This is a genomic window from Phyllobacterium bourgognense (genome assembly GCF_003337575.1).
Classification (GTDB): Bacteria; Pseudomonadota; Alphaproteobacteria; order Rhizobiales; family Rhizobiaceae; genus Phyllobacterium; species Phyllobacterium bourgognense.
The window spans coordinates 18,749-44,117 of record NZ_QPJM01000012.1; the positions used below are offsets into that span (position 1 = coordinate 18,749).

Below are 25,369 nucleotides of genomic sequence, written 5' to 3' on the forward strand. Positions count from 1 at the left end.
AAAGACGAAAAGCTGAACAACAGCGGATGGGGATATGGCCGAACCGGCGATCGAACTAGTTGGAATCGACAAGCGCTTTGGCGCCGTCCATGCCAATCGCGATATTTATATGCGTGTCGAAAAGGGCACGATCCATGGCATTATCGGTGAGAACGGCGCGGGAAAATCCACCTTGATGTCGATCCTTTACGGGTTTTATCAAGCTGATAGCGGCGAGATACGCATCAATGGACAAGCGACGAGGATCGCAGATCCCAATGCTGCCATCGCGCTCGGCATCGGCATGGTGCATCAGCATTTCATGCTGGTTGAAAAGTTCACCGTGCTTGAAAATGTCATGCTCGGTGTCGAGGGCGCGCCATTGCTCAAGAACGGCATCTCCAAGGCTCGTGCCGAACTGAAGCGGCTCGAACGGGAATACCAACTCGATGTCGACCCCGATGCGCTGATCGAGGAGTTGCCAGTAGGGCTGCAGCAGCGCGTGGAAATCCTGAAAGCGCTCTATCGCGGCGCTGAAATCCTGGTGCTCGACGAGCCGACCGGCGTTTTGACACCGCCGGAGGCCGATCACCTTTTCCGTATTCTCGAGCAGTTGAAAAGTCAGGGCAAGACGATCGTGCTCATCACGCACAAGCTGCGCGAAATCATGGCCGTGACGGACAATGTTTCGGTCATGCGGCAGGGCGCGGTCGTTGCGACACGCAAAACCGAGGAAACCACAGTCGAAGAGCTTGCAGAATTGATGGTCGGTCGCCGCGTACTCCTGAGGGTGCAAAAGGGCGAGGCAAAGCCAGGCGATATCAAGCTCTCCGTCGAAAACCTGACAGTGCGCGACAGCCGCGGCGTGGTGATGGTCGATGATGCCTCATTCACGGTGCGTGCAGGCGAAATTGTCGGTATTGCAGGTGTTGCCGGCAATGGCCAGTCACAACTTATAGAAACCATCGCCGGTATCCGCGCTGCCGTTTCTGGCCGCGTGCTGCTCGACGGCCAGATCATCGACATAACCGGCGCTGCCGATCCAGGAGAATTGCGCGACCGGGGCCTCGCGCATGTGCCGGAAGATCGCCACCATATGGGGCTGGTTCTCGCCTTCGAGGAATATGAAAACTCGATCCTCGGCTATCATGACGACCCGCTCTATCTGAATGGGCCGTTTCTTGATCTAGAGGCGATAAAGGCGGATGCGCGCAAGAAGATCGAGAAATACGATATTCGGCCGGGTGATCCGCGGTTGAAGACGGCCAATTTTTCCGGCGGCAATCAGCAGAAGATCGTGCTTGCGCGCGAAATGGAACGCGACCCGGGGGTTCTGATCATAGGCCAGCCGACCCGCGGCGTGGATGTCGGCGCGATCGAATTCATCCACAAGCGCATCATCGAGATGCGCGACGCCGGCAAGGCCGTGCTGCTCGTTTCGGTTGAGCTTGATGAGATTCGCTCGCTTTCTGACCGTATCCTGGTGATGTTTGCCGGTCGCATCGTCGGCGAACGGGACTCCGACGCTGACGAGGGCGAACTTGGCTTGCTGATGGCCGGTGTCGAACATAAGGAGGCAGCGGAATGACGACGCAGGCTCTTATTGTCGTCGATGTACAAAATGCCATTGATGATCCAAAATGGGGGAGGCGCGGCCAGCCGGACACCGAGGTCACGATTGCCAAACTGCTTGCCGCCTGGCGCGAGCGGCGACTGCCGGTCATTCACATCCGCCACGATTCCACCGATCCGGCATCGCCCTACAGGCCCGGCACAGAGGGCAATGAATTCAAGCCGGAGGTCGCTCCACACGTCGGCGAACCCGTCGTCGACAAGCGGACCAACAATGCCTTTATCGGCACGGATCTGATGGATGTTCTGGATGAACTGCAGGTTCACAGCCTTGTCGTCACGGGCGTTCTTCTGGAAAATTCGGTCGATGCGACTGTGCGCATGGCAGCCAATCTTGGATTTGAAGTGACTATCCCTGAAGATGCCGTTGCAAGCATCGATAGGAAAGATCGCCGCGGCAAGCTGTGGGCGGCTGAGGATGTACACGCACTGGCACTGTCCGTGCTGGACGGCGAGTATGCCCGCATCGCCACCTCCGACGAAATTATCGAGACCTTGCCATGAGCCAACCTTTTGCCAAACTGCCTGCCTGGGCGGATTATGGGCTTCTTCCGCTGATCAATCTGATTGTTGCGTTTTTGGTCGCTGGCCTCGTGGTGCTTCTGGTCGGTGAGAGCCCGATCGATGCGGCTGTGTTGATGGTCAAGGGAGCGTTCGGTTCAGGTGACGGTGTCGGCTACACGCTCTATTACGCGACGAACTTCATTTTCACCGGGCTCTGCGTTGCCGTTGCTTTCCATTGCGGACTGTTCAATATCGGCGGGGAGGGCCAAGCCTATATTGGTGGTCTTGGCGTTTCGCTGGTCGGGCTCTGGCTCGGCAATTTTCTGCCGTGGTGGCTGACTTTCCCTCTGGCGATCCTCGCCTCGGCGCTGGTCGGAGCACTGTGGGCGCTCATCCCCGCATGGCTTCAGGCCAAGCGCGGCTCACATGTCGTCATTACGACGATCATGTTCAATTTCATCGCTGCAAGCATCATGGTTTACGTGCTGGTAGGGGTGCTGAAGCCGGCGGGCAGCCAGGCGCCGGAAACACGCGTCTTTGCCGAGGGCGGACAATTGCCGGGTCTTGGCTGGCTGCTCGAGCTCGTCGGGCTCTCCATGCGCTCGGCTCCCTTGAACGTCAGTTTCCTGCTGGCGCTGGTGGCGGCTTTTCTGGTCTGGGTGCTGATCTGGCGCACCAAGCTCGGCTATGAAATTCGTACTATGGGTTTTAGCCCGAAAGCGGCGCGCTATGCTGGTATCAGTGAGCTGCGGATAATCATCATCACGATGATGATTTCGGGGGCGCTGGCGGGGATGATGGCGCTGAATCCGATCATGGGGGCGCAACATCGTATGCAGCTGGATTTCGTCGCTGGTGCAGGCTTCGTCGGTATTGCCGTCGCATTGATGGGCAGGTCGCATCCGGCCGGAATCGTCCTCGCGGCGATCCTCTTCGGCATGCTCTATCAGGGCGGCGCGGAAATCGCTTTCGATATGCCCAATATATCGCGCGATATGATCGTCATTATCCAGGGCTTGGTCATCCTCTTTGCAGGCGCCCTCGAACACATGTTCCGGCCCTCGCTGCAACGAATATTCTATCGTCTTGGACGTGCAAAAAATCGAACTGCCGCAGCCGTCATTGCCGGAGGAAACCAGTGATGGATTCTTTCACAACAGTCCTGCAGCTTTTCGATTCGACCATCAGGCTTTCGGCACCTCTCCTGCTTGCCTGTCTTGCCGGGCTCTATTCCGAACGCGCCGGCATTTTCGATATTGGCCTTGAGGGCAAGATGTTGGCCGGTGCCTTTGCCGCAGGCGCAGTCGCGACCTGGTTTGGTTCTGCTTATCTCGCTTTGCTCGCGGCAGTTCTGGTATCGGTCGCGCTCGGCCTCGTGCATGGTTTCGCGTCCATCACCCACCGCGGCAATCAGATTGTCTCTGGCGTTGCGATCAATTTCATCGCCGCCGGCACGACCGTCATCCTCGGTCAGGCCTGGTTCAGCCAAGGCGGGCGTACGCCTTCCTTGCCCAATGCTGCGCGTTTCAATCCGATCAATCTTCCGGGTACAGAGGCCATGCGCGGTTTACCCATCGTCGGTCCGCTCTACTACGAACTGATCTCTGGTCATTCGGTCTTGGTCTATCTCGCGTTCTTGCTTGTGCCTTTTACGTGGTGGGTGCTCTATCGCACGCGCTTTGGCCTGCGCCTCCGCGCGGTTGGCGAAAATCCGGCGGCTGTGGATACGGCCGGCATTTCGGTGCCATGGCTGCGCTACCGCGCGGTGATCTGCTGCGGCGTGCTTTGCGGTATCGCGGGCGCCTATCTGGCGACGGCGCAAGGGGCCGGTTTCGTCAAGGACATGACTGCCGGTAAGGGTTATATCGCGCTTGCGGCATTGATCTTTGCCAAATGGCGTCCGGTTCAGGCCATGTTCGCATGCCTGCTGTTTGGTTTTCTCGACGCCGTGGGAATCCGCATGCAGGGGCATCCGCTGCCACTTATCGGCGAGGTGCCGGTGCAATTCATGCAGGCTCTGCCCTATATATTGACCGTTGTGCTTCTGGCCGGTTTCATCGGCAAGGCGATCCCGCCAAAGGCCGGCGGTGTCGCTTATGTGAAAGAGAGATAATGAAAGACCTGTTCGATGCGGCGTTCGCCGCCATGCAGAAGACGCATTCGCCCTATTCGCAATTTCCGGTTGGAGCGGCCATTCGTACCAGTGACGGACGCATTTATTCCGGCTGCAATATCGAGGTCATCTCCTATCCTGAAGGCTGGTGTGCCGAAACGACGGCGCTAGGGCATTTCGTCATGGGTGGCGGCGGTACGATCACGGATATCGCGGTCGTCGCAGAAAAGAAGGCGAAATGCACGCCTTGCGGAGGTTGCCGTCAGCGTTTGGCGGAGTTCGCCGGGCCAGATGCCCGACTGCACCTTTGCGATAACAATGGCATCGTTGAAACGCTGACCATGAAGGATATTTTCCCTTACGGCTTCGAGGCGGACGTTTTGGGCAAGGGTGCCGCATGATCGCGCCCGCGACCAGTGCGCTTATTCAGAAGCTTAACGGTCTGGCACCGCGTGTTGCGCTTGTCCTCGGCTCCGGTCTCGGTTCGCTTGTCGATGCAGTGGAAGATGCGGTTCGCATTCCCTATGCCGACCTGCAAGGCTTCCCGCATAGTGGCGTTTCCGGCCATGCGGGGGAGATCGTCGCCGGTTACCTCTCGGGTAAGCCCATTCTGATGCTGGCTGGTCGTGCTCATTATTACGAGCAGGGAAATGCCTCGGTCATGCGGCCGGTTATCGCGGCGCTGGCCGATCTCGGCGTCGAGATGCTGATCCTCACCAATGCGGCCGGCTCGGTGCGCCACGATCTTGCACCGGGTAGCCTGATGCTGATCGACGATCATATCAATTTCTCGGGCCTCAACCCTCTCATCGGAGAACCGTCCGACCAGCGCTTCGTCGGAATGACGACAGCCTACGACAGACAACTGAAAGACGCGTTTCTCCTTGCTGCCGGCGAGGTCAACGAAAAGCTGGAGCAGGGCGTTTACATGTGGTTTTCAGGTCCGTCCTTCGAAACGCCGGCAGAAATTCGCATGGCACGCACTATGGGCGCGGACGCGGTCGGCATGTCCACTGTTCCCGAAGTCATCCTGGCGCGATTCTTCGGACTGCGTGTTGCCGCTTGCTCAGTAGTCACGAATTATGGGGCAGGCATGACCGGCGCGGAACTTTCGCATGAGGAAACCAAGGATGTTGCGCCGAAGGGCGGCGCCCGTCTTCAAAAGATCATCCGCGTACTGATCCGGGAGATAGGCTGAGCAATGTTGTTGCCGCAAGAAATTATCCGGCGAAAGCGCGACGGTCATACCCTCGACGCTGCCGATATCACGGCTTTCATCAATGCGATGAGTTCAGGGTCGATCACCGAGGGACAGGTTGCAGCCTTCGCCATGGCCATATTTTTCAATGGCATGAAGCGCGATGAAGCCGTGGCACTCACCTTGGCCATGCGCGATTCCGGCGATATTCTTGACTGGTCGGACTTGCCCGGACCCGCCGTCGACAAGCATTCGACTGGCGGCGTGGGGGACAATGTTTCGCTGATACTCGCACCCATCGTAGCCGCCTGCGGTGCTTACGTGCCGATGATCTCGGGACGTGGGCTGGGTCATACCGGCGGTACGCTCGACAAGATGGACTCGATCCCTGGCTATCGCAGCCAGCCCGACAATGCTTTGTTTCGCAAGGTCGTTCACGAGGTGGGCTGCGCAATTATCGGCCAGACCGCCAATCTCGCACCCGCCGACAAGCGGTTCTATTCGATCCGCGATGTGACGGCGACCGTCGAATCGATCCCGCTTATCACCGCTTCAATCCTGTCCAAGAAACTTTCCGCTGGCCTCAATGCGCTGGTTCTGGATGTGAAATCGGGCAATGGCGCCTTCATGACCAGAAACCGTGACGCCATGTCGTTGGCTGAAAGTATTGTGGCGGTCGCGGCTGGAGCTGGGCTGACAACGACGGCCGTTCTCACGGATATGAACGAACCTCTGGCACTTGCCGCCGGCAATGCGGTTGAGGTCAGAAATGCCGTCGATTTCCTTACCGGAGACCGGCGTGATACGCGGCTCGAAGCGGTGACTTTGGCGCTTGCCGCAGAGATGCTGGTTTCGGCCAAGCTTGCCCCAAATCATAAAGCCGCAACCGACAAGGCAAGCGAAGCTTTAAGCAGTGGCAAGGCAGCGGAGATTTTCGGCCGGATGGTCGCAGGCCTCGGCGGGCCAACGGATTTCATCTCCCGGACGCGCCACCACCTGGCCGTTGCGCCCATCACGCACGAAGTCAAAGCCGCGCAAGCAGGTTATGTCGCGGCCGTTGATACGCGCGCTGTCGGGGTAGCTGTCGTTACACTCGGCGGTGGGCGCATTCGTCCGCAAGATCCCATCGATCATGCGGTCGGCATCACGGCGCTACAGCCAATCGGGGCAAGAATGGAAGAGGGAGAACCGATTGCCTTGGTCCATGCGCGAACCGACGCGGACGCTGCAGCAGCGGTAAGGGTAATCCAGGCCGCCTATGGATTTTCCGAGCGCAAGCCCCGCACCGTCAACCCTGTGCTTCGCCGGGTAGGTGCCTGATTATTTCGTCCCGTACATGCGATCGCCGGCATCACCGAGGCCGGGAACGATATAGCCCTTCTCATTCAGATGGCTGTCGATCGCCGCTGTGAAAACCTGCACATCCGGATGCGCATTGGTAAAGCGCTCGATGCCTTCCGGCGCGGCAAGTAGGCACAGGAAACGTATATTGCTTGCCCCGCGGTCTTTCAGCTTCTGGATAGCGGCGATAGCTGAGTTGGCTGTTGCAAGCATCGGGTCGACCACGATGATTAGCCGGTTGACGATATCTTCGGGTGCCTTGAAATAATATTCGACCGGCAGCAGCGTTTCATGATCGCGGTAAAGCCCGATATGTGCGACCCGTGCAGCCGGAACGAGGTCGAGCATACCTTCGAGCAGGCCATTGCCCGCGCGCAGGATCGAGGCGAAGACCAGTTTCTTGCCCTCGATTACCGGAGAATCCATTTCCGTCAGAGGAGTCTGGATGCGGATATTGGTCAATTGCAGGTCACGCGTCACCTCATAGCAAAGGAGCAGCGATATTTCCTTGAGCAGTCGCCGGAAGCCCGCGGTGGAGGTATCCTTGTCGCGCATGATGGTAAGCTTGTGCTGGACAAGCGGGTGGGAAACAATCGTCACGCCCATAGGAAACCCCTTTTACTAGAAATTCCGCAGACTCTAGAGCCTGTTTTGAAAGTCGCTGCGGCGAGCCAGATGGAGTGGTCTTCGACAACCGGAGCGCAGCGTACATTAAGTACGTGAGCACCGGAAGCGCAGAAAACCACGTCAGATGACCGCGGCAGTAGAGTTTCAAGACGGGTTCTTAGCTGCTTGAGACTGATCCTGCAAAGACCTCATCGGCAACGCGCACAGTTTTGTCCGGGTAGAGCCGCTCCAGCAATGCAGTTCGGGTGTCTTCATCGACAAAAGCGGCCTTGAGCGCCGTCGCTGTAACTTCCGTCAACGTCACGTCGTCATAGCCGAAGTATGTGGCTGCGATCTCATATTCGCGTGCAAGGTCCGTATGGAAATAAGGTGGATCGTCGGCATTGAGCGTCACCGGGACACCGGCCTCTGCAAGCGCTGCAAACGGATGCGATGGAAAATCCGGGTAGACGCCCAGCGAGATATTCGAGCCGGGACAGCACTCCAGAACGATCTGCTCCTCGGCGAGCCGCTTAACGAGGTCGGCATTTTCAATGGCGCGAACACCATGACCAATACGCGCGGGTTTCAAAGTGTCTAGCGCGTTAGCCACGCTTTCCCACCCCACCAGCTCGCCCGCATGCACAGTTATGCCGAGCCCCGCACCGCGCGCAATATCGAAAGAAGCTGCAAAATCCCCGGGGTGATGCATACGCTCGTCGCCCGCCATGCCGAAACCGGTGATCAGAGGATGCGGATTAGCGGCAATGTATTGTGCGGCTGCCGTGACGGCTTCCGGTCCCTTATGGCGCAGGCCTGTCGCAATCATCCGGGTTTCGATACTAGTCGCGGCTTTGGCACGCTGAATACCTTCCGCCAGCCCGTCGATATAGTCCCGCGGGTCGAGCCCGGCGCTAATGGCGTGATCCGTCGATATGAAAAACTCCGAATAGATGGCGTCTTGCCGGCTCAACGACAGAAGATAGTCTTCAGCGAGATCCGCGTAATCCTCTGCCGTGCGGAAAAGCATCGAAGCTTGATCGAATGCGCGCAGGAACGAGGTGAAATCATGCCAGACGAATCTGCCATTCTGGATGAATGCAGAGACGTCGGCACCATATTTAGTGGCTTTCCGTTCGACCAGACGGGGTGAGGCGGCGCCTTCGATATGGCAATGCAATTCGGCTTTCAGAACCATCCCGGTCACCCTCGACAAAACAGATCAACGCGGCGCTTCATCGCGCAAGAGACAATAGCCTTATGCGTTTCAATCTTCTATGGTTCTGGCGATTTGAAAAACAGGTAGCACAATGAGCCAGCAACGCACCGGTGCCCACGGCGGCATGGAAACGTCCTTCGGGTTTCAGGATGTCAGCGATGGGGAAAAGCAGACACGCGTCAATGACGTCTTCCACCGTGTCGCCAAACGCTATGACGTGATGAACGATTTGATGTCTGGAGGCCTGCATCGTGTCTGGAAGGATTCGATGATTGCCTGGCTGGCGCCTTCAAGAACGGCCAACTGGAAAGTGCTCGACGTGGCTGGTGGCACCGGCGACGTTGCTTTCCGCATTGTTGAGGCGTCAAACCGCAATGCCCATGCGACAGTCCTTGATATCAATGGTTCGATGCTTGGCGTCGGTCGCGATCGCGCGGAAAAGCTGGGGCTTGCGGGCAATACCGAGTTTGTAGAGGCCAACGCCGAAGAACTTCCTTTCGAGGAGGCACGTTTCGACGCTTATACGATCGCCTTCGGTATCCGCAACGTGCCGCACATCGACCGGGCATTGGCTGAGGCGTTTCGTGTGCTGAAGCCCGGCGGACGCTTCCTTTGCCTTGAATTCTCCGAGGTCGAATTGCCGGTTCTCGACAAGATTTATGATGCGTGGTCGTTCAATGCCATTCCAAAGATCGGCAAGGCCGTGACCGGCGATGCGGACAGCTATCAATATCTGGTGGAGTCCATCCGCAAGTTTCCGCGCCAGCCCGATTTTGCCGAGATGATCCGCAAGGCCGGCTTCGAACGGGTCAGCTGGCGCAATTTCACCGGTGGTATTGCCGCGCTGCATTCCGGCTGGAAGCTGTGACTGCTGCATGAGTAGTCCTGCAGCAATATTTCGCCTGATGCGGGCCGGATGGATCATGACGCGTGAAGGCGTCATATCCGCTTTGCCAGCCGAAGGTCTGAGTGGCCTCCCCGCCTTCGGTCACCGAATGGCCGGCCTTTTGGCACGCCGCCGCGCCATGACGGCGCAGCGCTCCGAGCGCATGTCGCGCGCCATCAACAAGCTTGGACCATCCTACGTCAAGCTCGGGCAGTTCCTCGCAACGCGGCCCGATGTGGTCGGGACCGAAGTGGCCGACGATCTGGCGCTCTTGCAGGATCAGCTTGATTTTTTCCCTATGGACGCTTCGATCAAGGCTATCGAGGGTTCGCTCGGACGCTCTGTCTCCGACCTTTTTGTAAGTCTCGACGAACCTATTGCCGCCGCATCGATAGCGCAGGTGCACCCGGCATTCGTTGCAAGCAATGGCGACATCAAGAAGGTTGCGGTCAAGGTAGTGCGCCCGGGTGTGCGCCAGCGTTTCAACAATGATCTTGAGAGCTTCTTTTTGGTGGCAAGATGGCAGGAGCGCTATGTACCTGCCACTCGCCGCCTGCGCCCGATCGAAGTTACGCGAACGCTGGCACAGACGACCCGTATCGAGATGGATTTGCGCCTTGAAGCCGCCGCGCTCTCGGAGATCGGCGAGAACACCAAGGATGATCCGGGCTTTCGTGTTCCGACTGTCGATTGGGAGCGTACAGGACGCGATGTCCTGACCCTCGAGTGGATCGATGGCGTCAAAATGTCGGACATCGAGGGCTTGCGCGCAGCCGGGCACAACCTCATCAAGCTCGCGGAAACGCTGATCCAGTCATTCCTGCGTCATACATTGCGTGACGGCTTCTTCCACGCGGACATGCATCCCGGCAATCTGTTCGTCGACGACGAGGGCCATATCGTTGCGGTGGATTTCGGCATCACCGGCCGGCTTGGCAAGAAGGAGCGCCGTTTTCTCGCGGAAATCCTCTACGGCTTCATAACGCGCGATTATGTCCGTGTTGCCGAAGTGCATTTCGAGGCTGGATATGTGCCGCACCGGCATGATGTGGCGAGCTTTGCACAGGCCATTCGCGCCATCGGCGAGCCAATCCATGGCCAACCTGCCGAAACCATTTCCATGGCAAAGTTGCTCACGCTGCTCTTCGAGGTTACAGAACTCTTCGACATGGAAACGCGGCCCGAACTTGTCATGCTGCAGAAGACCATGGTTGTGGTCGAGGGGGTATCGCGGACGCTGGATCCGCATTTCAATATGTGGAAGGCTTCGGAACCGGTGGTCGGGAGCTGGATTCGCCGCAATCTCGGGCCGCAGGGCATTCTCGTCGATGCGCGTGAAGGAGCTCAGGCAGTTTTGCACCTGGCCCGTCAGGTGCCGGAATTGGTCGGGCGCGCTGATCGGCTGTCGAAGGAACTCGACAGGATGGCGGAACATGGTTTGCGGTTCGACGAACAGACGGCACACGCTATCGGCAAGGCAGAGGCCCGCCATACACGCTCGGGGCGTATCGCGCTCTGGGTGATTGCAATTTGTCTTGTCATCATCACGTACGAGCTTCTCAGCTAGGTATATATCAGCTATTATGATTGCAATGATTGCATTTTGGCGATCGTTATCCAAGTGGACGCAATCATATGGCCAGTATCACCATCCGCAATCTTGACGGTTCCATCAAGGAAAAGCTGCGTTTGCGGGCCGCTGCCCATGGGCGCTCGATGGAAGAAGAAGTGCGGCTTATCCTCGGGGAACTGGAGAACGCGATCCCGATAGCGACCACCGGAGTATCGACGACGATACACGCCTCGGGCTCTTTGTCCGGGCGCCGCATCCTGCTGATCATCGGTGCGGGAATCGCAGCCTATAAATGCCTCGATCTTATCCGGCGTCTGCGCGAGCGTGGCCTACAGGTGCGTCCGGTACTGACCAAAGCGGCAGAAGAATTCGTGACGCCATTGGCAGTGGGTGCGCTCGCAGCGGACAAGGTTTTCACGGAACTCTTCTCGCGCGAAGACGAGCATGATGTCGGCCATATCCGCCTGTCCCGTGAGGCTGATCTGATCGTCGTTGCGCCTGCAACAGCTGACCTGATGGCAAAGATGGCGACTGGTCTTGCCAATGATTTGGCCTCGGCGGTTCTCCTGGCGACCGATAAACCTGTGCTGATAGCGCCGGCGATGAACCCGAGAATGTGGGGCCATCCAGCAACGAAGCGAAATCGCGCCGTGCTTCAAAAGGACGGCATTCGTTTTGTCGGCCCCAACAAGGGCGAAATGGCGGAGAGTGGTGAAAGCGGCGATGGCCGCATGGCGGAACCGCTTGAGATTGTCGGTGCTATTGAAAAGCTGCTCGACCGCAGTCCGAAACCGCTGGCGGGTAAAACCATTGTCATGACCTCGGGGCCGACGCACGAGCCCATCGATCCGGTTCGCTATATAGCCAATCGCTCGTCCGGAAAGCAGGGCCACGCTATTGCCGCGGCGCTTGCCAGGCTCGGCGCAACGGTCCGTCTGGTCTCTGGTCCCGTCACGATCCCGGATCCGGAAGATGTGGCGGTGATCCACGTCTCAACGGCACGCGAAATGCGCGATGCCGTGGAGCAGCTTTTGCCCGCCGATGCCGCCATCATGGTCGCTGCCGTTGCGGATTGGCGCACCGCGAACGAAGCGGACGAGAAGATCAAGAAGAAGCCGGGTGAAAAAGCTCCGGCGCTACAGATGATCGAGAATCCGGACATTCTTGCCGGGGTAGGACACAGCAAATCGCGGCCGCGTCTGGTCATCGGCTTTGCTGCCGAGACACAGGACCTCCTTGCCAATGCCCAGCGAAAGCTCGACAAGAAGGGGGCGGACTGGATCGTCGCCAATGATGTCAGCCACGCGACCGGCGTCATGGGCGGTGACCGCAATGCCGTGCGGATCGTCACCCGGTCAGGGGTCGAGGAATGGCCGGATATGAGCAAGGAAGAAGTCGCGGAACGCCTGGCAGCAAAAATAGCAGCTGCGTTGCAGACGGTGGAAGTTTAATTGTGGATCAGGAGATTGAGATCGTGATTGAAACCGAACGCCTCGTCCTGCGTCCTCACAAACGAGAGGATTTTGAGGCGCTCCATGCAATGTGGGCGCATCCTTCGGTGTATAAATACATCTCGGGCAAGCCCTCCACGCGGGAGCAATCCTGGGCGAGACTCCTGCGTTATGCCGGCATGTGGCAGCTTATTGGCTACGGTTTCTGGGCGATGCAAGAGAAGGCAAGCGGACGTTTCGTCGGAGAGCTCGGCTTTGGCAATTTCGAGCGCGATCTGGAACCGCGCATTGGCGATACGCCGGAGATGGGCTGGGTTCTCGCGCCGGAAATCCACGGCAAAGGCTTCGGAAGTGAAGCTCTCGCCAAGGTGGTCGCTTGGGGCGATGCCTTCTTCAAGCACGATCGGTCGCTCTGTATCATATCTCCGGAAAACGCTGCATCGCAGCGGATCGCTGAAAAAAATGGTTTCCGCAAGATTGCCGAAACGACCTATACGGAGGAGCCGGTCTGGATGTTCGAGAGGCGATTTCGACTGTAGTTGAAGGCCGGCAGACGATGCCGGCCAACAATATTGTATAGGCGATATCTTCCGCAATCAGCCTGCGATGATCTGCTTGTATTCCTTCTCGAGCCTGGTGAACTTGTTCCAGAATCCGCTGGTCGGTTCGCCACTGAGGTGATCGATGAGAACACCCAGATGTGTGTGCCAGCCGCTGGCAACGCTCACCATGGAGTCGTTGCTGCCAAGTCGTGTGTGCGTGACCCGGAGCAACGTATCCGATCCCGAGGCCGTAAGTTCGAATGTTACTTCGGAAGGTTCGCCTGTGGATTCCGGCCAGGTAAAGCTGAGGAATGACGGCGGTTCATAACGAGTGACCTTGCCCTTGTTCGTGTGACCCTCATATTTCTGGTAGTCGGCGGGCGTGGGCTCGTTTGACAACTGCGAGTGGTAAAAGGTCAGTTCAACATCGCCGCCGATATAATTGGCCATGGGCCCTTCGGCCAGCCATTTCTTGCGCTTGTCCGATTCAGTGAGATAGGTCCAGACCCGTTCGATCGGGCCGGGCAGGATGCGTTCGATGCGAATCGTACGAGGTGCTGTCACAACACCGAGACGATCATTTCCGACATGCTCGTTCATTTCGTGCTCCTTGACGTTTTATCAGATTTGGCAGTGCTCGACGGCGACTGTTGGCTTGATCGAGCCGACGCGCGATCTTCCTCGCGCAGGATTTCCTCGAGATTGTCGAGACGCGTTGTCCAGAACCGCTCATAGGTACGTAGCCATTCTTGCGCTTCCGCAAGGCGGGCCGCCTCAAGCTGGCAATAATGCGTGCGGCCTTGGACATGGCGGCGCACCAATCCGGCTCCTTCCAGCACCTTGATATGTTTCGATGCGCCAGCGAGCGACATGTTGAAGGGTGTCGCAAGCTCGCTGACGGTACGTTCGCCCTCGGTCAGCCGGTACAGGATGGCTCTCCGTGTTGGGTCGGAGAGAGCATGGAAAACGGCGTCGAGGTGAGGTGTCTGAAATTCAACCATATGGTTTAATAACATCGAAATATTCGATGGTCAACCATTTGGTTTAATATATTTTCGAGCGAGTTTGGGGCCTGTGAAAACGGAGCGAATTTGCTCTAGAGAACCAGAAACCCTTGGCCCAAAGGATCGTCGTCCTCGACGATAAACTCAGCCTTGCCGCTATAATAAGCGTGGCCGGAAACGCGTGCGGTAATGGCGTCGAAATCGCCCGCCTTGGTCGTTGAGGCAACGAAGCCCGCAAAGCGTGAGCCTACAATACTTTCGAATATCCGCGCATTTCCTTCGCGTATTTGACCTTTGGCGAACATCGCAGCGAGACGTGCGGTCACGCCCGAACCCGTCGGTGAGCGGTCAAGCTGCGCGTCGGCGAAGATGCAGACATTCTTCGTCGGGCCTTCATTCCAGTCGTCTGCGCCATCTGTAAGGATCGATCCGTAGAGAAACGCCAGATCCTTATGGTCTGGATGGTCGAGCGACACCGCGTCCTTTACGGCCTCGGTCAGGATAGTTGCAGCGTCAACGAAATTCCGTGCCGGATCGCGGCCGAATTCGAGACCAAACTGATGACAGTCCGCCAAGGCATAGAAGGCTCCGCCATAGGCCACATCGAAATTGATCTTGCCGAATCCCGGCAGCTCGATCATCTGGTCGCCAGCATAAAGAAAGGCAGGCACGCTCTCGAATGAGACACCGCCGGATTTGCCATCGCGTATTTCGACCGATGCCACGACCATGCCGCAGGGGCATTCGATATGGACTGTCGTCACGGGCTCGACCTTGGGCACAACACCATAGTCGACGGCGTAGCGGCCAAGCGCCATGATCGCGTGGCCGCACATGGTGGAATAGCCTTCATTATGCATGAACAGCACTGCCAGGTCGGCGCCCGGCAGGTTTGGCTCAACCAAAACGGCGCCATACATGTCGAAATGGCCGCGTGGCTCGAATATCAGTATCTTGCGGAGGTGATCCAGCCTGTCGCGCACATAGGCGCGCTTTTCGAGGATCGTGCCCTTTGGCAGTTTGGGATAGCCGCCGGTGACGACGCGCAGGGGTTCACCGCCCGTGTGCATGTCGATAACGGTCAAGGGCTCGGCCATCAGGCGACTCCCAGCAGCGCGGGGAGTCGGCGCATATCATCGAAGAGAATGCCACCGGCAGCCGCCAGACCCTCATGGTCCGCATGCTTGTCGCCGCAGTAGGAAAACACACGCATGCCAGCGGCCGTGCCCGCCTTCGTTCCGGCAACGCTGTCCTCGATGACGACAGACCGGGATGGCTCGCAACCCATTTCCTTCGCTGCATGCAGGAACAGGTCGGGGAACGGCTTGCCGCGGGCCACCATCGAGGCGCTGTAAAGCACATCCTGAAAATGCTTTATCAGACCGGTCTTGCCCAGTGTGATGTGCATCTTCTCGACATTGGCCGATGAAGCAACGCAGTAGGGAAGTTCCGCCTTTTTAACCGCGGCGATAACCTCTTCGATATGCGGGATGGCTTCGACGCCGTTTTCGAAGATGACCGGTATCGCCTGATACCAGCGATCGACGAAATCCTCGCCAAGCGAATAGCCTTCGGCCTCGATCTTTTCTTTCACCGCACGCATGGGCATGCCGCAGAAATCTTTGCGTACGGCCTCGAAAGTGGTTGCGTAGCCGGAAGCGTCGAGCATTTTGACGAGATGGTGGTTGCCGAGTGTCTCCGTATCGACCAGAACTCCGTCACAGTCGAAGATCACCAGCTCGGGTTTTGTCATTATTTCAGATGTCCTTGTCTGCGCCCTGTGAAAAAAGTTGCTGCAATTCGCCGAAGGGCATCGCCTGTTGACTGAATTCAAAAGTGCCTTTGTCCAACATCTCACGCGCTGCATTCCGGACCGCCGCAAAGGCGAAGGTCGTCAGGTATGGACCTAGCGATATACGCTTGACGCCTGCCTCCAAAAGCTGCGCAACCGTGAACGTGCGCCCCGCCATCACGTTAACCGGCTTGGAAACCGACGAACAGACTTGCCGGACAAGATTGATATCGCCGATACCTGGCGCATAAAGAACGTCGGCACCAGCAGCCTCGAACGCCTGCAGTCGCTTGATTGTGTCCTCGATATCGGGTCTGCCATGCAGGAAGTTTTCAGCGCGGGCGGTAAAGACAAAATCTCCCTTCAGCGCCTTGGCTGCCTCGCTCGCTGCTGCGACACGCTCGACGGCGAGCGAGAACTCATAAATGGAATTGTGGTCATCCCCGGAATAGTCTTCGATCGAACAGCCGGCGAGCCCTGCAGCTTCGGCCGCGAAAATCGTTTCGCCCGCGCTGTCTGGACTGTCACCCTTGCCCTTTTCGAGGTCGGCATTCATGGGAAGGCCCGTGGCAGAGATGAGATCCTTGCAATGCTGGATCATCATGTCAAACGGCACACCGCCGTCAGGAAGGCCACGCGAAAACGCAAAACCCGCGCTGCTTGTCGCAAGTGCCTTGAACCCGAGCGATGCCAAGAGCATCGTTGTGCCGGGATCCCATGGGTTGGGCATGAGAAAAATCCCGGGGGCTTCATGCAGCTGACGAAAAACCCTGCCCTTGTCCATGACGACCTCCAGTGCGGACGTCCTTTATGCTAGGACGTACCTGTTGAACCGAACCCTCCGGCGCCTCGAACCGTCTCGCTGGCATGCTGCCGTTCTTCGACATCAAGCTGGACGACCGGAGCGAGGATGACCTGTGCAATACGCATGCCGCGCGTCACATAGAAATCGTCATCGCCGAGATTGATCAACAATACTTTTACCTCACCACGATAGTCGGAATCAATCGTTCCGGGGGTGTTGAGGCAGGTAATGCCATTTTTGAGTGCCAGTCCCGAACGTGGCCGGATCTGCGCTTCGAAACCCAGTGGTATTTCAAAGATCAAGCCGCTCGGCACAAGCGCTCTCCGCCCGGGCAAAAGCAGCAATGGCCGGTCTTCCGGCAAGGCGGCCCGAAGGTCCATGCCGGCGGAGCCCGACGTTTCGTAGGAGGGCAATTCAAGATCCAGCCCATGCGGCAACCGGATGATACCGAGAGCGGGATTCTTGTGACGAGCGGAATCGGATATTTTGGACATGGAAAGACCTTTTTCACCAGACAGCGGCCACGGTCAACTCACAAGATACGAAGGGTGCGTTGTTTGCACATGATACACGCCGAACGCCATAGCGTGCATAGCGCCTCGCAATCAACCATCGACTGCGAAGCCTGCGGCTGATAGAAGGCGCACAACCGTTCCTTCACCGAGTTTGAGCTTCTATGTCTTCTGCCGACCATCCCGTTTCCAAGCGCCGCACCTTTGCGATCATCGCACACCCTGACGCCGGTAAAACCACACTGACCGAAAAGCTGCTGCTGTTCGGCGGAGCGATCCAGCTCGCGGGGGAGGTCAAGGCCAAGAAGGACCGTATCCAGACACGCTCCGACTGGATGAATATCGAGCGTGATCGCGGTATTTCGGTGGTCACTTCGGTCATGACGTTCGAGTATAGGGATTGCATCTTCAATCTGCTCGATACGCCCGGGCACGAAGACTTCGCCGATGATACCTATCGCACGCTGACAGCCGTCGATAGCGCGGTCATGGTTATCGATGCCGCCAAGGGCATCGAAGCGCGTACGCTCAAGCTCTTCGAAGTCTGCCGCATGCGCGATATTCCAATCGTTACCTTCATCAACAAGATGGATCGTGAAAGCCGCGACCCTTACGAAATTCTCGACGAGATCGAGCAGAAACTTGCGCTGGACACCGCGCCTATCACCTGGCCCATTGGCCGCGCCAAGAGCTTTGCCGGAACCTACAATCTACAGAACAACACGGTGCGCCGGCGCGACGAGGAAGAGGTGCCGACACCGGTCAACGGGCCTGAATCTTCCGCCGCATCCGGTCTTTTGCCGGAAAATGAACGTCAAGCGTGGATTGACGAGGTAACGCTGGCGCGCGATGCCTGCAATCCGTTCGATCTGCAGGCTTTCCGTGAGGGTCATCTTACGCCTGTGTATTTCGGTTCGGCGCTGCGCAACTACGGCGTGCGTGATCTGATCGAAGCCCTCTGTGATTATGGCCCGAGCCCGCGTGCGCAGGATGCGGATACGCGCAAGGTCGAGGCAACCGAAGACAAGATGACCGGCTTCGTCTTCAAGATTCAGGCGAACATGGATCCCAACCATCGCGACCGCATCGCTTTTCTGCGCGTCTGTTCGGGAAAACTGGCGCGCGGCATGAAAGCCAAGCTGGTGCGTACAGGCAAACCGATGAGCCTGTCTGCGCCGCAGTTCTTCTTCGCGCGCAGCCGCCAGATCGCCGATGAGGCGTGGGCCGGCGATGTGGTGGGTATTCCCAATCATGGGACGCTGCGTATCGGTGACACGCTGACGGAGGGCGAGGACCTTCTGTTCCGCGGCGTGCCCAACTTTGCGCCGGAAATCCTGCGTCGCGTGCGTCTCGATGATGCGATGAAGGCGAAGAAGCTGCGTGAAGCCCTGCAGCAGATGGCAGAGGAGGGCGTGGTCCAGCTCTTCCTGCCGGATGACGGCTCGCCCGCCATCGTCGGCGTTGTTGGCGCCCTGCAGATTGATGTTCTGACCGAGCGGTTGAAGGTCGAGTATACGCTTCCCGTTGGCTTCGAACCTGCCCGCTTTACTGTCGCGCGCTGGATTTCCGCGGACGATCCGGCAGAGTTGCAGCGTTTCATCAATTCACATCGCGCCGATATCGCACATGATCTCGACAATGATCCGGTGTTTCTCGCGCAGAATACGTTTTCGCTGTCTTATGAAGCGGAGCGCTGGAAGGCGATCCGCTTCGCCGCGATCAAGGATTATCAGGTCCGCGACAAGGCGGCGTAGCCCCCGATCAATCCCGCAATTCGCGCCGCAATATCTTGCCGACATTGCTCTTCGGCAACTCATCGCGAAACTCCACGATGCGCGGGCGCTTGTAGTTGGTCAGCCGTTCGGCACAGAAGGCTTTCACGGCCTCCTCGGTCAGCGCCGGATCCTTGCGGACGATAAAGAGTTTGACGATTTCGCCCGAATGCTCGTTCGGTACGCCGATCGCCGCCGCTTCGCGTATGCCAACGTGCTCCATCGCCACTTCCTCGACCTCGTTCGGATAGACATTGAAGCCCGAGACCAGGATCATGTCCTTCTTGCGGTCAACGATCTTGGTATAGCCACGCTCATCCATGTAGCCCATATCGCCGGAACGGAAAAAGCCGTCCGATGTCATCGCCTTCTCGGTTTCGTCCGGGCGGTTCCAGTAGCCTGCCATGACCTGCGGACCGCGGATGCAGATCTCGCCGACTTCCATCAATGGAAGCTCCTTGCCTTCATCGTCGCGGATGGAGAAATCCGTCGAGGGAAGCGGCAATCCGATCGTGCCGGAGAATTCGGTTGCATCGAGCCGGTTTGCCGAAGCAACCGGAGATGTCTCCGACAGGCCATAGCCCTCCGTGATCAGGCAGCCCGTTACCTCCTTCCAGCGCTCTGCTACCGGCTTTTGCACCGCCATGCCGCCGCCAAGCGAGAGGATCAATTCCTTGAAGTCGAGCTTGCGGAATTCTTCATTGTTGAGAAGCCCGTTGAACAGCGTGTTTAGCCCGGGGAAAATGTGGAACTTGTACTTCTGCAGCTCTTTGACAAAGCCGGGAATATCGCGGGGATTTGGAATGAGCACATTCAGCGCACCTTGATCAATGCCCATCATCGCATTTACCGTCAGAGCGAAAATGTGATAAAGCGGCAGCGCGCAAATGTAGACGATGTCCTTCGGGCGTCCTTTCACGCGAAACCCGACATCGCACCACAGGCGCATTTGTGCGACATTGGAAACAATATTGCTGTGTGTAAGGATCGCGCCTTTGGAAATGCCTGTGGTGCCACCGGTATACTGCAGGAAGGCGATGTCAGCCCCCGTTACTTCGACGGGTTTCAACTTCTGAGCCGCACCTTGAGCGAGTGCTGTTTTGAATGGCGTATGGCCCGGCAAAGACCACGCGGGCACCATCTTCTTGACGCGCCGCACGACGAGATTCACGAGATGACCCTTCAGGCCCAGCATATCGCCCATCGCCGCTACGATCACGTGCTGAACAGGCGTTTTGGTGACAACTTTTGCCAGTGTTGAGGCAAAGTTTTCCAGGATAATAATTGCCTTGGCACCGCTGTCCTTCAACTGGTGTTCGAGCTCGCGCGGCGTATAAAGCGGATTGATATTGACGACTGTCAGGCCCGCCCGAAGGATCGCGGCGATCATGACTGGATATTGCAAAATATTGGGCATCATGACAGCGACGCGATCGCCCTTGACCAGCCCGCGCGATTGCAGCCATGCCGCCATGGCGCGCGAGTGGCGATTGAGATCGGCATAGGTCATGCTCTTGCCCATGCAGCTGAATGCGGGTTGGTCGGCATATTGCTTGTAAGCCCTCGCAAGCAAATCGCCGACCGACTCATATTGCGATGCAGAGATCTCCGCCGGAACACCTTCCGGATAGGATTTCACCCACTCGCGCGGCGTAGGCTTGGCGCTTGCCACCTTGGCAGTCCCGGCTTTTGGCTTTGCCACCGATTTTGCCTTGGCAGGCGTTGCTTCCGGTTTTGCAGCGGCTTCCGCAACAACAGATTTTGTTGGGACAGCTGCTGCCTTGGACGCGCCGGCAGTTCTCGTTTTCGCTGGGACTTTTACCGGAGTGTCGGTAGCTGCCTTGACAGTCACCGCCTTTGCCTTTGCCGTTGGTTTGGCCTTGGCAGGCGTCGCTTTCGCGGGGACTTCAGCAAGCGCACCGGCTTTTGCTTGGGCAAGCGCCTTTGAAGCGCTTGCGGTTGGTCTCGCAGGCGCTTTTACCGATTTGTCCGTTGCGGCCTTCCTGACGTTACCGGTTTGCTTTTTCAAAGCTGGCGCGACGGTATTCACCACTTTATCAACTGGCGCTTTTGCCGCGTTCTTGGTTGTTCTTGCCGGTGTTGTCTCTTTCGCCACATTAACCTCCCAGTTGATTTTCTTTGAAGCCTGCGCGCAGTTCTCCAAACCCGCACGCATGCTACTTAACAACGCTATCTATTGCGAGAGGCAGCTTGCTTGCAAGTATTTACATTGACGTAAACGTAAAATCATTGCCCGATCCTACGACGAAATCCTGCGATTCACCTCTTCGGCACTATCTGGGCACAAAGTCGCCAAGGTTCGGCTCGACAAAGCACCCGCACTTCCTCCATCCTGTTCCCGATAAAAACTGGATTCTCCGTGGAAACAATAACCATTGTCCTGCTGATGCTCCTGGCCGTGGTGGTCAGCGATTCCATCATCCGGGTCCTCCCCCTTCCAGTACCGCTGCCGCTGGTGCAGATCGGTCTCGGAGCGGCGATCGCTTCGGTCACGAATATTCGCGTCCAGCTTGATCCCGACATCTTCTTTCTGCTGTTCCTGCCGCCTCTGCTGTTCCTTGATGGCTGGCGCATCCCCAAGGAAGGTCTCTTCCGCGACAAGGGCATCATTCTCGAAATGGCGCTTGGGCTGGTTATTTTTACTGTCATCGGTGTGGGCTTCTTCGTCCATTGGATGATCCCGTCCGTGCCGTTGCCAGTCGCCTTTGCGCTTGCCGCAATCCTTTCGCCGACCGACCCGATCGCCGTTTCCGCCATTGCGGCACGCGTGCCAATTCCCTCACGCATGATGCATATTCTCGAAGGCGAATCGCTGCTGAACGATGCGTCGGGCCTCGTTTGCATGCGCTTTGCAGTTGCCGCCATGCTTACCGGTGCTTTTTCGTTGCAGGCAGCGTTCCTGACATTCCTCTGGCTCGCTTTTGCCGGAATTGTAATCGGTGTCGGTGTCACCCTTGGCGTCACTAGGGGCAAGGCGTTCCTGACCCGGCATCTTGGTGAAGAAAGCGGCTCGCAAATCCTTATCAGCCTGCTCATCCCCTTCGGTGCCTATCTTCTGGCAGAGCATGTACATGCCTCCGGCATTCTTGCAGCCGTCGCCGCTGGCATCACAATGAGCTACGCCGAGAACACCGGCCAGTCTCTGGCTCTGACAAGGGTAAGACGCACCGCCGTCTGGGACACGGCACAATTTGCTGCCAACGGCGCCATTTTCGTGCTTCTGGGCGAGCAGCTTCCGGGCATATTTTCAGGTGCGATCGACAACGTCCATCACGTGGGGAGGGCGAGTTACTGGTGGTTGCCGGTCTACGTGGTGATTATTTATGCGTCGCTGGTTGCGCTTCGCTTTGCATGGGTCTGGGTCTCGTGGCGCGTCGCCTTCCGGCAGTCTTCCAAAAGTGGACAGCCCGGCGTGAGGCCAAGTTTGCAGCTCGTCGCTGCCATGTCCTTTGCCGGGGTTCGTGGTGCCATCACCTTGGCCGGTATCCTGACGCTACCGTTTTTCCTCAATGATGGGAGCTTGTTTCCCGCCCGTGATCTCGTGATATTCCTGGCGGCAGGCGTCATCATACTGTCCCTCATCATGGCAAGCATTTGTCTTCCGCGCGTGCTTAAGAATATCGACCTGCCGATAGAAGATTCCCACCAGCGGGAGGAGGACTACGCCCGTATTGCCGCCGCGGAAGCCGCGATCATGGCCATCGAAAAGGCCCAACACGAACTCGCATCCGGCCGTGCCGACGCCGATGCTTTCACCGATGTGGCCACGCAGATCATGGAGCTTTATCGCAAGCGCATCGACGGGCGCATGCACCTTGGTGAGGAACGCGAACAGGCAGCACGAAGCGAGGAAATCGGAAAACAGCTGCACATTACCGCGCTGAAGGCAGAGCGGCAGGAAATCTATCGTCTGGTGCGGGCGCGGCGGCTGGAAAGCACCATCGCCAGTAAAATGGTGCGCGATATCGATCTGCTGGAAGCAAGATACAGCTGAGCGCTTTTTGCCCTCCCCCTTGCGGGGAGGGGTCTTTCTTTTATTTTTTGATCACTCCTGCGTGCAATCGGTGTGTTGCAAAGAACCCCTCCCTGCTGCTGCGCAGCCTCCCTCCCCACAAGGGGGAGGGTAAGGGCGGCACTACTTCTGATCCTCCAGCACAAGTTCCGCTCCCTTGGCACCGACCATCATGGCGGCGGCGTTGGTATTGCCGGAAATGATATTGGGAAATACCGAGCAGTCGATGATGCGTAGTCTCTCCACGCCGTGAACCCGCAAACGCGGATCGACCACCGATTGTGCTGGATCCGGGCCCATGCGGCAGGTGGAAACGGGATGGTAGACCGTGCCGCTGCGCCGCCGGAAATCCGTGATCAATTCTTCATCACGCTGGCAGGCTGGACCCGGCAGCAATTCCTCCACGATCAGCTTGGACATTGTCGGCGTTGCGGCGATCTTGCGCAGGAATTTCACCGCGTCGAGCATCTCTGCCACGTCATGGTCAGTGGAAAACGCGTTCGGTACGATGCGCGGCTGCTCCATCGGGTTGCTTGAGCGAATGTGGATCGAACCGGTGCTTGTCGGACGACAGTTGGAAAGCCCGATGGAAAAGCCCGGCCATGGGTCGGGTGTAAGGATTGGTCGTTCGCCATTCTTGGGGACCAGCGTTGAAAAAGCCTGAAAGTAGAGCTGCATGTTGGCGCGCTTGCGTGACGGATCGCTGCGAAAAAAGCCGCCGCCCTGGTTCATGCTGATTGAAAGGGGCCCGCTCCGCAGCAGCAAATATTCCAGGCCCGCGAGCGCTTTTCCCCACCATGGCCGCAACACCTGGTTGAGCGAGGGAACATTGGCCCGGTACGTATAGTTGATGCCGAGATGGTCCGACAGGTTCTCGCCGACCTGGGGGTTGTCGTGCACCACCGGGATGCCAAGATCTCGCAGACGCGTGGCATCGCCGATACCTGACAGCTCCAGGAGCTGCGGTGTATTGATCGTGCCGCCGCAAAGTATGACTTCGCGGGCAGCCATTACAGTCTCGCTCTTGCCATTCCGGATGAATTCGACGCCAGAGGCGCGTTTTCCATCGAAAAGTATGCGCGTCACCATGGCTTGTGTGATGACGGTTACATTGGGCCGCTTCATCGCAGGTCGCAAGAAAGCCCGTGCCGCGGACATCCGTCTTCCGCCTTTCGTCGTCAATTGAAACGGCCCGACGCCTTCCTGGCGCGCGCCATTGAAATCGGGGTTATAGGCAAGTCCGGCTTCCTGCGCCGCCTTGATCAGCTGGTTGGCAAGCGGGTGAAACAGTCTTGAGCAATCGGTGACATGGAGCGGCCCGCCTCTGCCAAGGCTCTGTACTGTCCCGTCATGATCCTCAAGCGAGCGAAATACCGGAAGAACATCGGCGTAGCCCCAGCCCGGATTGCCGCTGTCGCGCCATTGGTCAAAGTCTTCGGGTGCGCCGCGAACATAGACCATGGCATTGATCGAACTCGATCCGCCGAGCACTTTGCCGCGCGGCCAGTAGTCGGTATTGCCATCAAGGCCAGGATCAGGTTCCGCGCGGTACATCCAGTTGACGGATTTGTCGTAAAACGTCTTGCCATAACCGAGCGGCATGGTCACGAAGAAGCGCCGATCCGAGCCGCCAGCTTCCAGCACCAGCACGGAATGTCGTCCGTTTGTTGAAAGTCGCTCCGCGACAACCGATCCGGCCGATCCTGATCCGACGATGATGAAATCAAAGGAGCACATGCATGCCATTTCCAAATGCGTTATTGCACGCGTCAGGATATCCGGCTTCGACTCCGTAAACCCAAACGGCTTTCCGCCATGGCTTATGGAAATTGCGACAGATGATCCTTTCCTATGTCCCGCTCACCGCTGCGTTGAAGTTCTCGAAAAACTGCGTGGCAAGTTTTTTGGAAGTCGAGGCAATCAACCGGCTGCCGAGTTGGGCAATCTTGCCACCGACATCTGCGTTGACCACATAGGCCAGCACGGTTTCGGCGCCCTCGTCAGTCAAGGTCACATCGGCTCCGCCCTTGGCAAATCCGGCTACCCCGCCCTTGCCTTCGCCGGAGATCGTATAGGAAGACGGCGGGTTTAGATTGGTCAGCTCAACCTTGCCGCTGAAGCGCGCCTTCACTGGTCCCATCTTGACGCCGACGGTGGCTTCGAGCTCCGTATCCGAGATTTTTTCAAGGCTTTCGCATCCGGGTATGCACGCCCTTAATATTTCCGGATCGTTCAGTGCTTTCCAGACGGTATCGCGCGATGCGGCAATTCGTTCTTCTCCGGTCAAGTCCATGCTCAGCCCTCCCTGCTGTCACGAAGCTAGAACAATATTCTGGCAAATAGAAGCGTTAGAAGCGCCGCAGTTCCGCCAGCATTTGCAGCACAGACTTGCCGTATTATGGAAAGG

25 protein-coding genes are annotated in these 25,369 nt (G+C 57.7%); 14 read left to right on the forward strand and 11 right to left on the reverse strand.

What is annotated here, in order from left to right:
• Positions 1-34 precede the first annotated feature (34 nt).
• The 7 genes from C7476_RS18885 to deoA are packed head-to-tail and all read left to right on the forward strand — an operon-like array spanning position 35 to position 6,746.
• Complete coding sequence (locus C7476_RS18885; RefSeq protein ID WP_114431426.1) at positions 35-1,567, forward strand: ABC transporter ATP-binding protein; 1,533 nt, start codon at positions 35-37, stop codon at positions 1,565-1,567.
• Positions 1,564-2,115 (forward strand): cysteine hydrolase family protein, encoded by a 552-nt coding sequence (locus C7476_RS18890; protein ID WP_114431427.1) that lies wholly within the window; start codon positions 1,564-1,566, stop codon positions 2,113-2,115. The genes C7476_RS18885 and C7476_RS18890 overlap by 4 nt, the downstream gene beginning before the upstream one ends.
• Entirely contained in the window at positions 2,112-3,257 is a 1,146-nt protein-coding gene (locus tag C7476_RS18895; protein ID WP_114431428.1) for an ABC transporter permease, read from the forward strand. The genes C7476_RS18890 and C7476_RS18895 overlap by 4 nt, the downstream gene beginning before the upstream one ends.
• On the forward strand, positions 3,257-4,228 hold the full coding sequence (locus tag C7476_RS18900) for an ABC transporter permease (protein ID WP_114431429.1): 972 nt from the start codon (positions 3,257-3,259) through the stop codon (positions 4,226-4,228). Before C7476_RS18895 ends, C7476_RS18900 begins: the two co-directional genes overlap by 1 nt.
• Positions 4,225-4,629, forward strand: a complete 405-nt coding sequence (locus C7476_RS18905) for a cytidine deaminase (protein WP_114431541.1) — start codon at positions 4,225-4,227, stop codon at positions 4,627-4,629. Before C7476_RS18900 ends, C7476_RS18905 begins: the two co-directional genes overlap by 4 nt.
• Entirely contained in the window at positions 4,626-5,426 is an 801-nt protein-coding gene (locus C7476_RS18910; RefSeq protein ID WP_114431430.1) for a purine-nucleoside phosphorylase, read from the forward strand. Before C7476_RS18905 ends, C7476_RS18910 begins: the two co-directional genes overlap by 4 nt.
• A gap of 6 nt (positions 5,427-5,432) precedes the next feature.
• Positions 5,433-6,746: a thymidine phosphorylase gene (gene deoA / locus C7476_RS18915; RefSeq protein WP_114431542.1), complete on the forward strand. Its 1,314-nt coding sequence runs from the start codon at positions 5,433-5,435 to the stop codon at positions 6,744-6,746.
• Here the strand turns inward: deoA and upp are convergent, their stop codons facing one another.
• Positions 6,747-7,373 carry a uracil phosphoribosyltransferase gene (gene upp, locus C7476_RS18920; protein ID WP_114431431.1) on the reverse strand — a complete coding sequence of 209 codons (627 nt, stop codon included), beginning with the start codon at positions 7,371-7,373 and terminating at the stop codon, positions 6,747-6,749.
• 178 nt (positions 7,374-7,551) lie between these two features.
• Positions 7,552-8,571: an adenosine deaminase gene (locus C7476_RS18925; RefSeq protein WP_114431432.1), complete on the reverse strand. Its 1,020-nt coding sequence runs from the start codon at positions 8,569-8,571 to the stop codon at positions 7,552-7,554.
• 112 nt (positions 8,572-8,683) lie between these two features.
• On the opposite strand from C7476_RS18925, the gene ubiE reads away from it, so the two are divergent.
• From ubiE to C7476_RS18945, 4 genes are all read left to right on the forward strand, one after another.
• Positions 8,684-9,460: a bifunctional demethylmenaquinone methyltransferase/2-methoxy-6-polyprenyl-1,4-benzoquinol methylase UbiE gene (gene ubiE, locus C7476_RS18930; RefSeq protein ID WP_114431433.1), complete on the forward strand. Its 777-nt coding sequence runs from the start codon at positions 8,684-8,686 to the stop codon at positions 9,458-9,460.
• A gap of 7 nt (positions 9,461-9,467) precedes the next feature.
• Positions 9,468-11,045 (forward strand): 2-polyprenylphenol 6-hydroxylase, encoded by a 1,578-nt coding sequence (ubiB, locus tag C7476_RS18935; protein ID WP_114431434.1) that lies wholly within the window; start codon positions 9,468-9,470, stop codon positions 11,043-11,045.
• A 68-nt stretch (positions 11,046-11,113) separates the two neighbouring features.
• Complete coding sequence (gene coaBC / locus C7476_RS18940) at positions 11,114-12,502, forward strand: bifunctional phosphopantothenoylcysteine decarboxylase/phosphopantothenate--cysteine ligase CoaBC (RefSeq protein WP_114431435.1); 1,389 nt, start codon at positions 11,114-11,116, stop codon at positions 12,500-12,502.
• A 23-nt stretch (positions 12,503-12,525) separates the two neighbouring features.
• Positions 12,526-13,041 (forward strand): GNAT family N-acetyltransferase, encoded by a 516-nt coding sequence (locus tag C7476_RS18945; protein ID WP_342633354.1) that lies wholly within the window; start codon positions 12,526-12,528, stop codon positions 13,039-13,041.
• A gap of 57 nt (positions 13,042-13,098) precedes the next feature.
• Here C7476_RS18945 and C7476_RS18950 read toward each other — a convergent pair whose 3' ends face one another.
• The 6 genes from C7476_RS18950 to dut all read right to left on the reverse strand — a co-directional run bounded on the left by C7476_RS18950 (position 13,099) and on the right by dut (position 17,139).
• On the reverse strand, positions 13,099-13,644 hold the full coding sequence (locus C7476_RS18950) for an SRPBCC family protein (RefSeq protein ID WP_114431436.1): 546 nt from the start codon (positions 13,642-13,644) through the stop codon (positions 13,099-13,101).
• Positions 13,641-14,045 (reverse strand): ArsR/SmtB family transcription factor, encoded by a 405-nt coding sequence (locus tag C7476_RS18955; protein WP_114431437.1) that lies wholly within the window; start codon positions 14,043-14,045, stop codon positions 13,641-13,643. Before C7476_RS18955 ends, C7476_RS18950 begins: the two co-directional genes overlap by 4 nt.
• A 95-nt stretch (positions 14,046-14,140) precedes the next feature.
• Positions 14,141-15,145 carry a proline racemase family protein gene (locus tag C7476_RS18960; protein WP_114431438.1) on the reverse strand — a complete coding sequence of 335 codons (1,005 nt, stop codon included), beginning with the start codon at positions 15,143-15,145 and terminating at the stop codon, positions 14,141-14,143.
• The gene (locus tag C7476_RS18965; protein ID WP_114431439.1) at positions 15,145-15,801 is read right to left on the reverse strand and encodes an HAD family hydrolase; all 657 of its coding nucleotides are present in this window, start codon (positions 15,799-15,801) and stop codon (positions 15,145-15,147) included. Before C7476_RS18965 ends, C7476_RS18960 begins: the two co-directional genes overlap by 1 nt.
• Before the next feature lie 4 nt (positions 15,802-15,805).
• Positions 15,806-16,624, reverse strand: coding sequence for an isocitrate lyase/PEP mutase family protein (locus C7476_RS18970; protein WP_114431440.1), 819 nt, complete (start codon positions 16,622-16,624; stop codon positions 15,806-15,808).
• A gap of 29 nt (positions 16,625-16,653) precedes the next feature.
• On the reverse strand, positions 16,654-17,139 hold the full coding sequence (dut, locus tag C7476_RS18975) for a dUTP diphosphatase (protein ID WP_114431441.1): 486 nt from the start codon (positions 17,137-17,139) through the stop codon (positions 16,654-16,656).
• A gap of 182 nt (positions 17,140-17,321) precedes the next feature.
• On the opposite strand from dut, the gene C7476_RS18980 reads away from it, so the two are divergent.
• Entirely contained in the window at positions 17,322-18,911 is a 1,590-nt protein-coding gene (locus C7476_RS18980; protein ID WP_114431442.1) for a peptide chain release factor 3, read from the forward strand.
• Between the two features lie 7 nt (positions 18,912-18,918).
• On the opposite strand, the gene C7476_RS18985 is transcribed toward C7476_RS18980, so the two are convergent.
• Positions 18,919-20,631, reverse strand: coding sequence for a long-chain fatty acid--CoA ligase (locus tag C7476_RS18985; RefSeq protein ID WP_281032731.1), 1,713 nt, complete (start codon positions 20,629-20,631; stop codon positions 18,919-18,921).
• A 139-nt stretch (positions 20,632-20,770) separates the two neighbouring features.
• Between C7476_RS18985 and C7476_RS28790 the strand changes: the two genes are divergently transcribed.
• The gene (locus C7476_RS28790) at positions 20,771-21,163 is read left to right on the forward strand and encodes a hypothetical protein (RefSeq protein WP_245426418.1); all 393 of its coding nucleotides are present in this window, start codon (positions 20,771-20,773) and stop codon (positions 21,161-21,163) included.
• A 146-nt stretch (positions 21,164-21,309) separates the two neighbouring features.
• Complete coding sequence (locus C7476_RS18990) at positions 21,310-22,944, forward strand: Na+/H+ antiporter (protein ID WP_114431444.1); 1,635 nt, start codon at positions 21,310-21,312, stop codon at positions 22,942-22,944.
• 141 nt (positions 22,945-23,085) lie between these two features.
• Here C7476_RS18990 and C7476_RS18995 read toward each other — a convergent pair whose 3' ends face one another.
• Together C7476_RS18995 and C7476_RS19000 are read right to left on the reverse strand one after the other, a co-directional pair.
• Positions 23,086-24,699 carry a GMC family oxidoreductase gene (locus C7476_RS18995; protein WP_114431445.1) on the reverse strand — a complete coding sequence of 538 codons (1,614 nt, stop codon included), beginning with the start codon at positions 24,697-24,699 and terminating at the stop codon, positions 23,086-23,088.
• A gap of 112 nt (positions 24,700-24,811) precedes the next feature.
• Entirely contained in the window at positions 24,812-25,255 is a 444-nt protein-coding gene (locus C7476_RS19000) for an SRPBCC family protein (RefSeq protein ID WP_114431446.1), read from the reverse strand.
• Between the last annotated feature and the right edge of the window lie 114 nt (positions 25,256-25,369).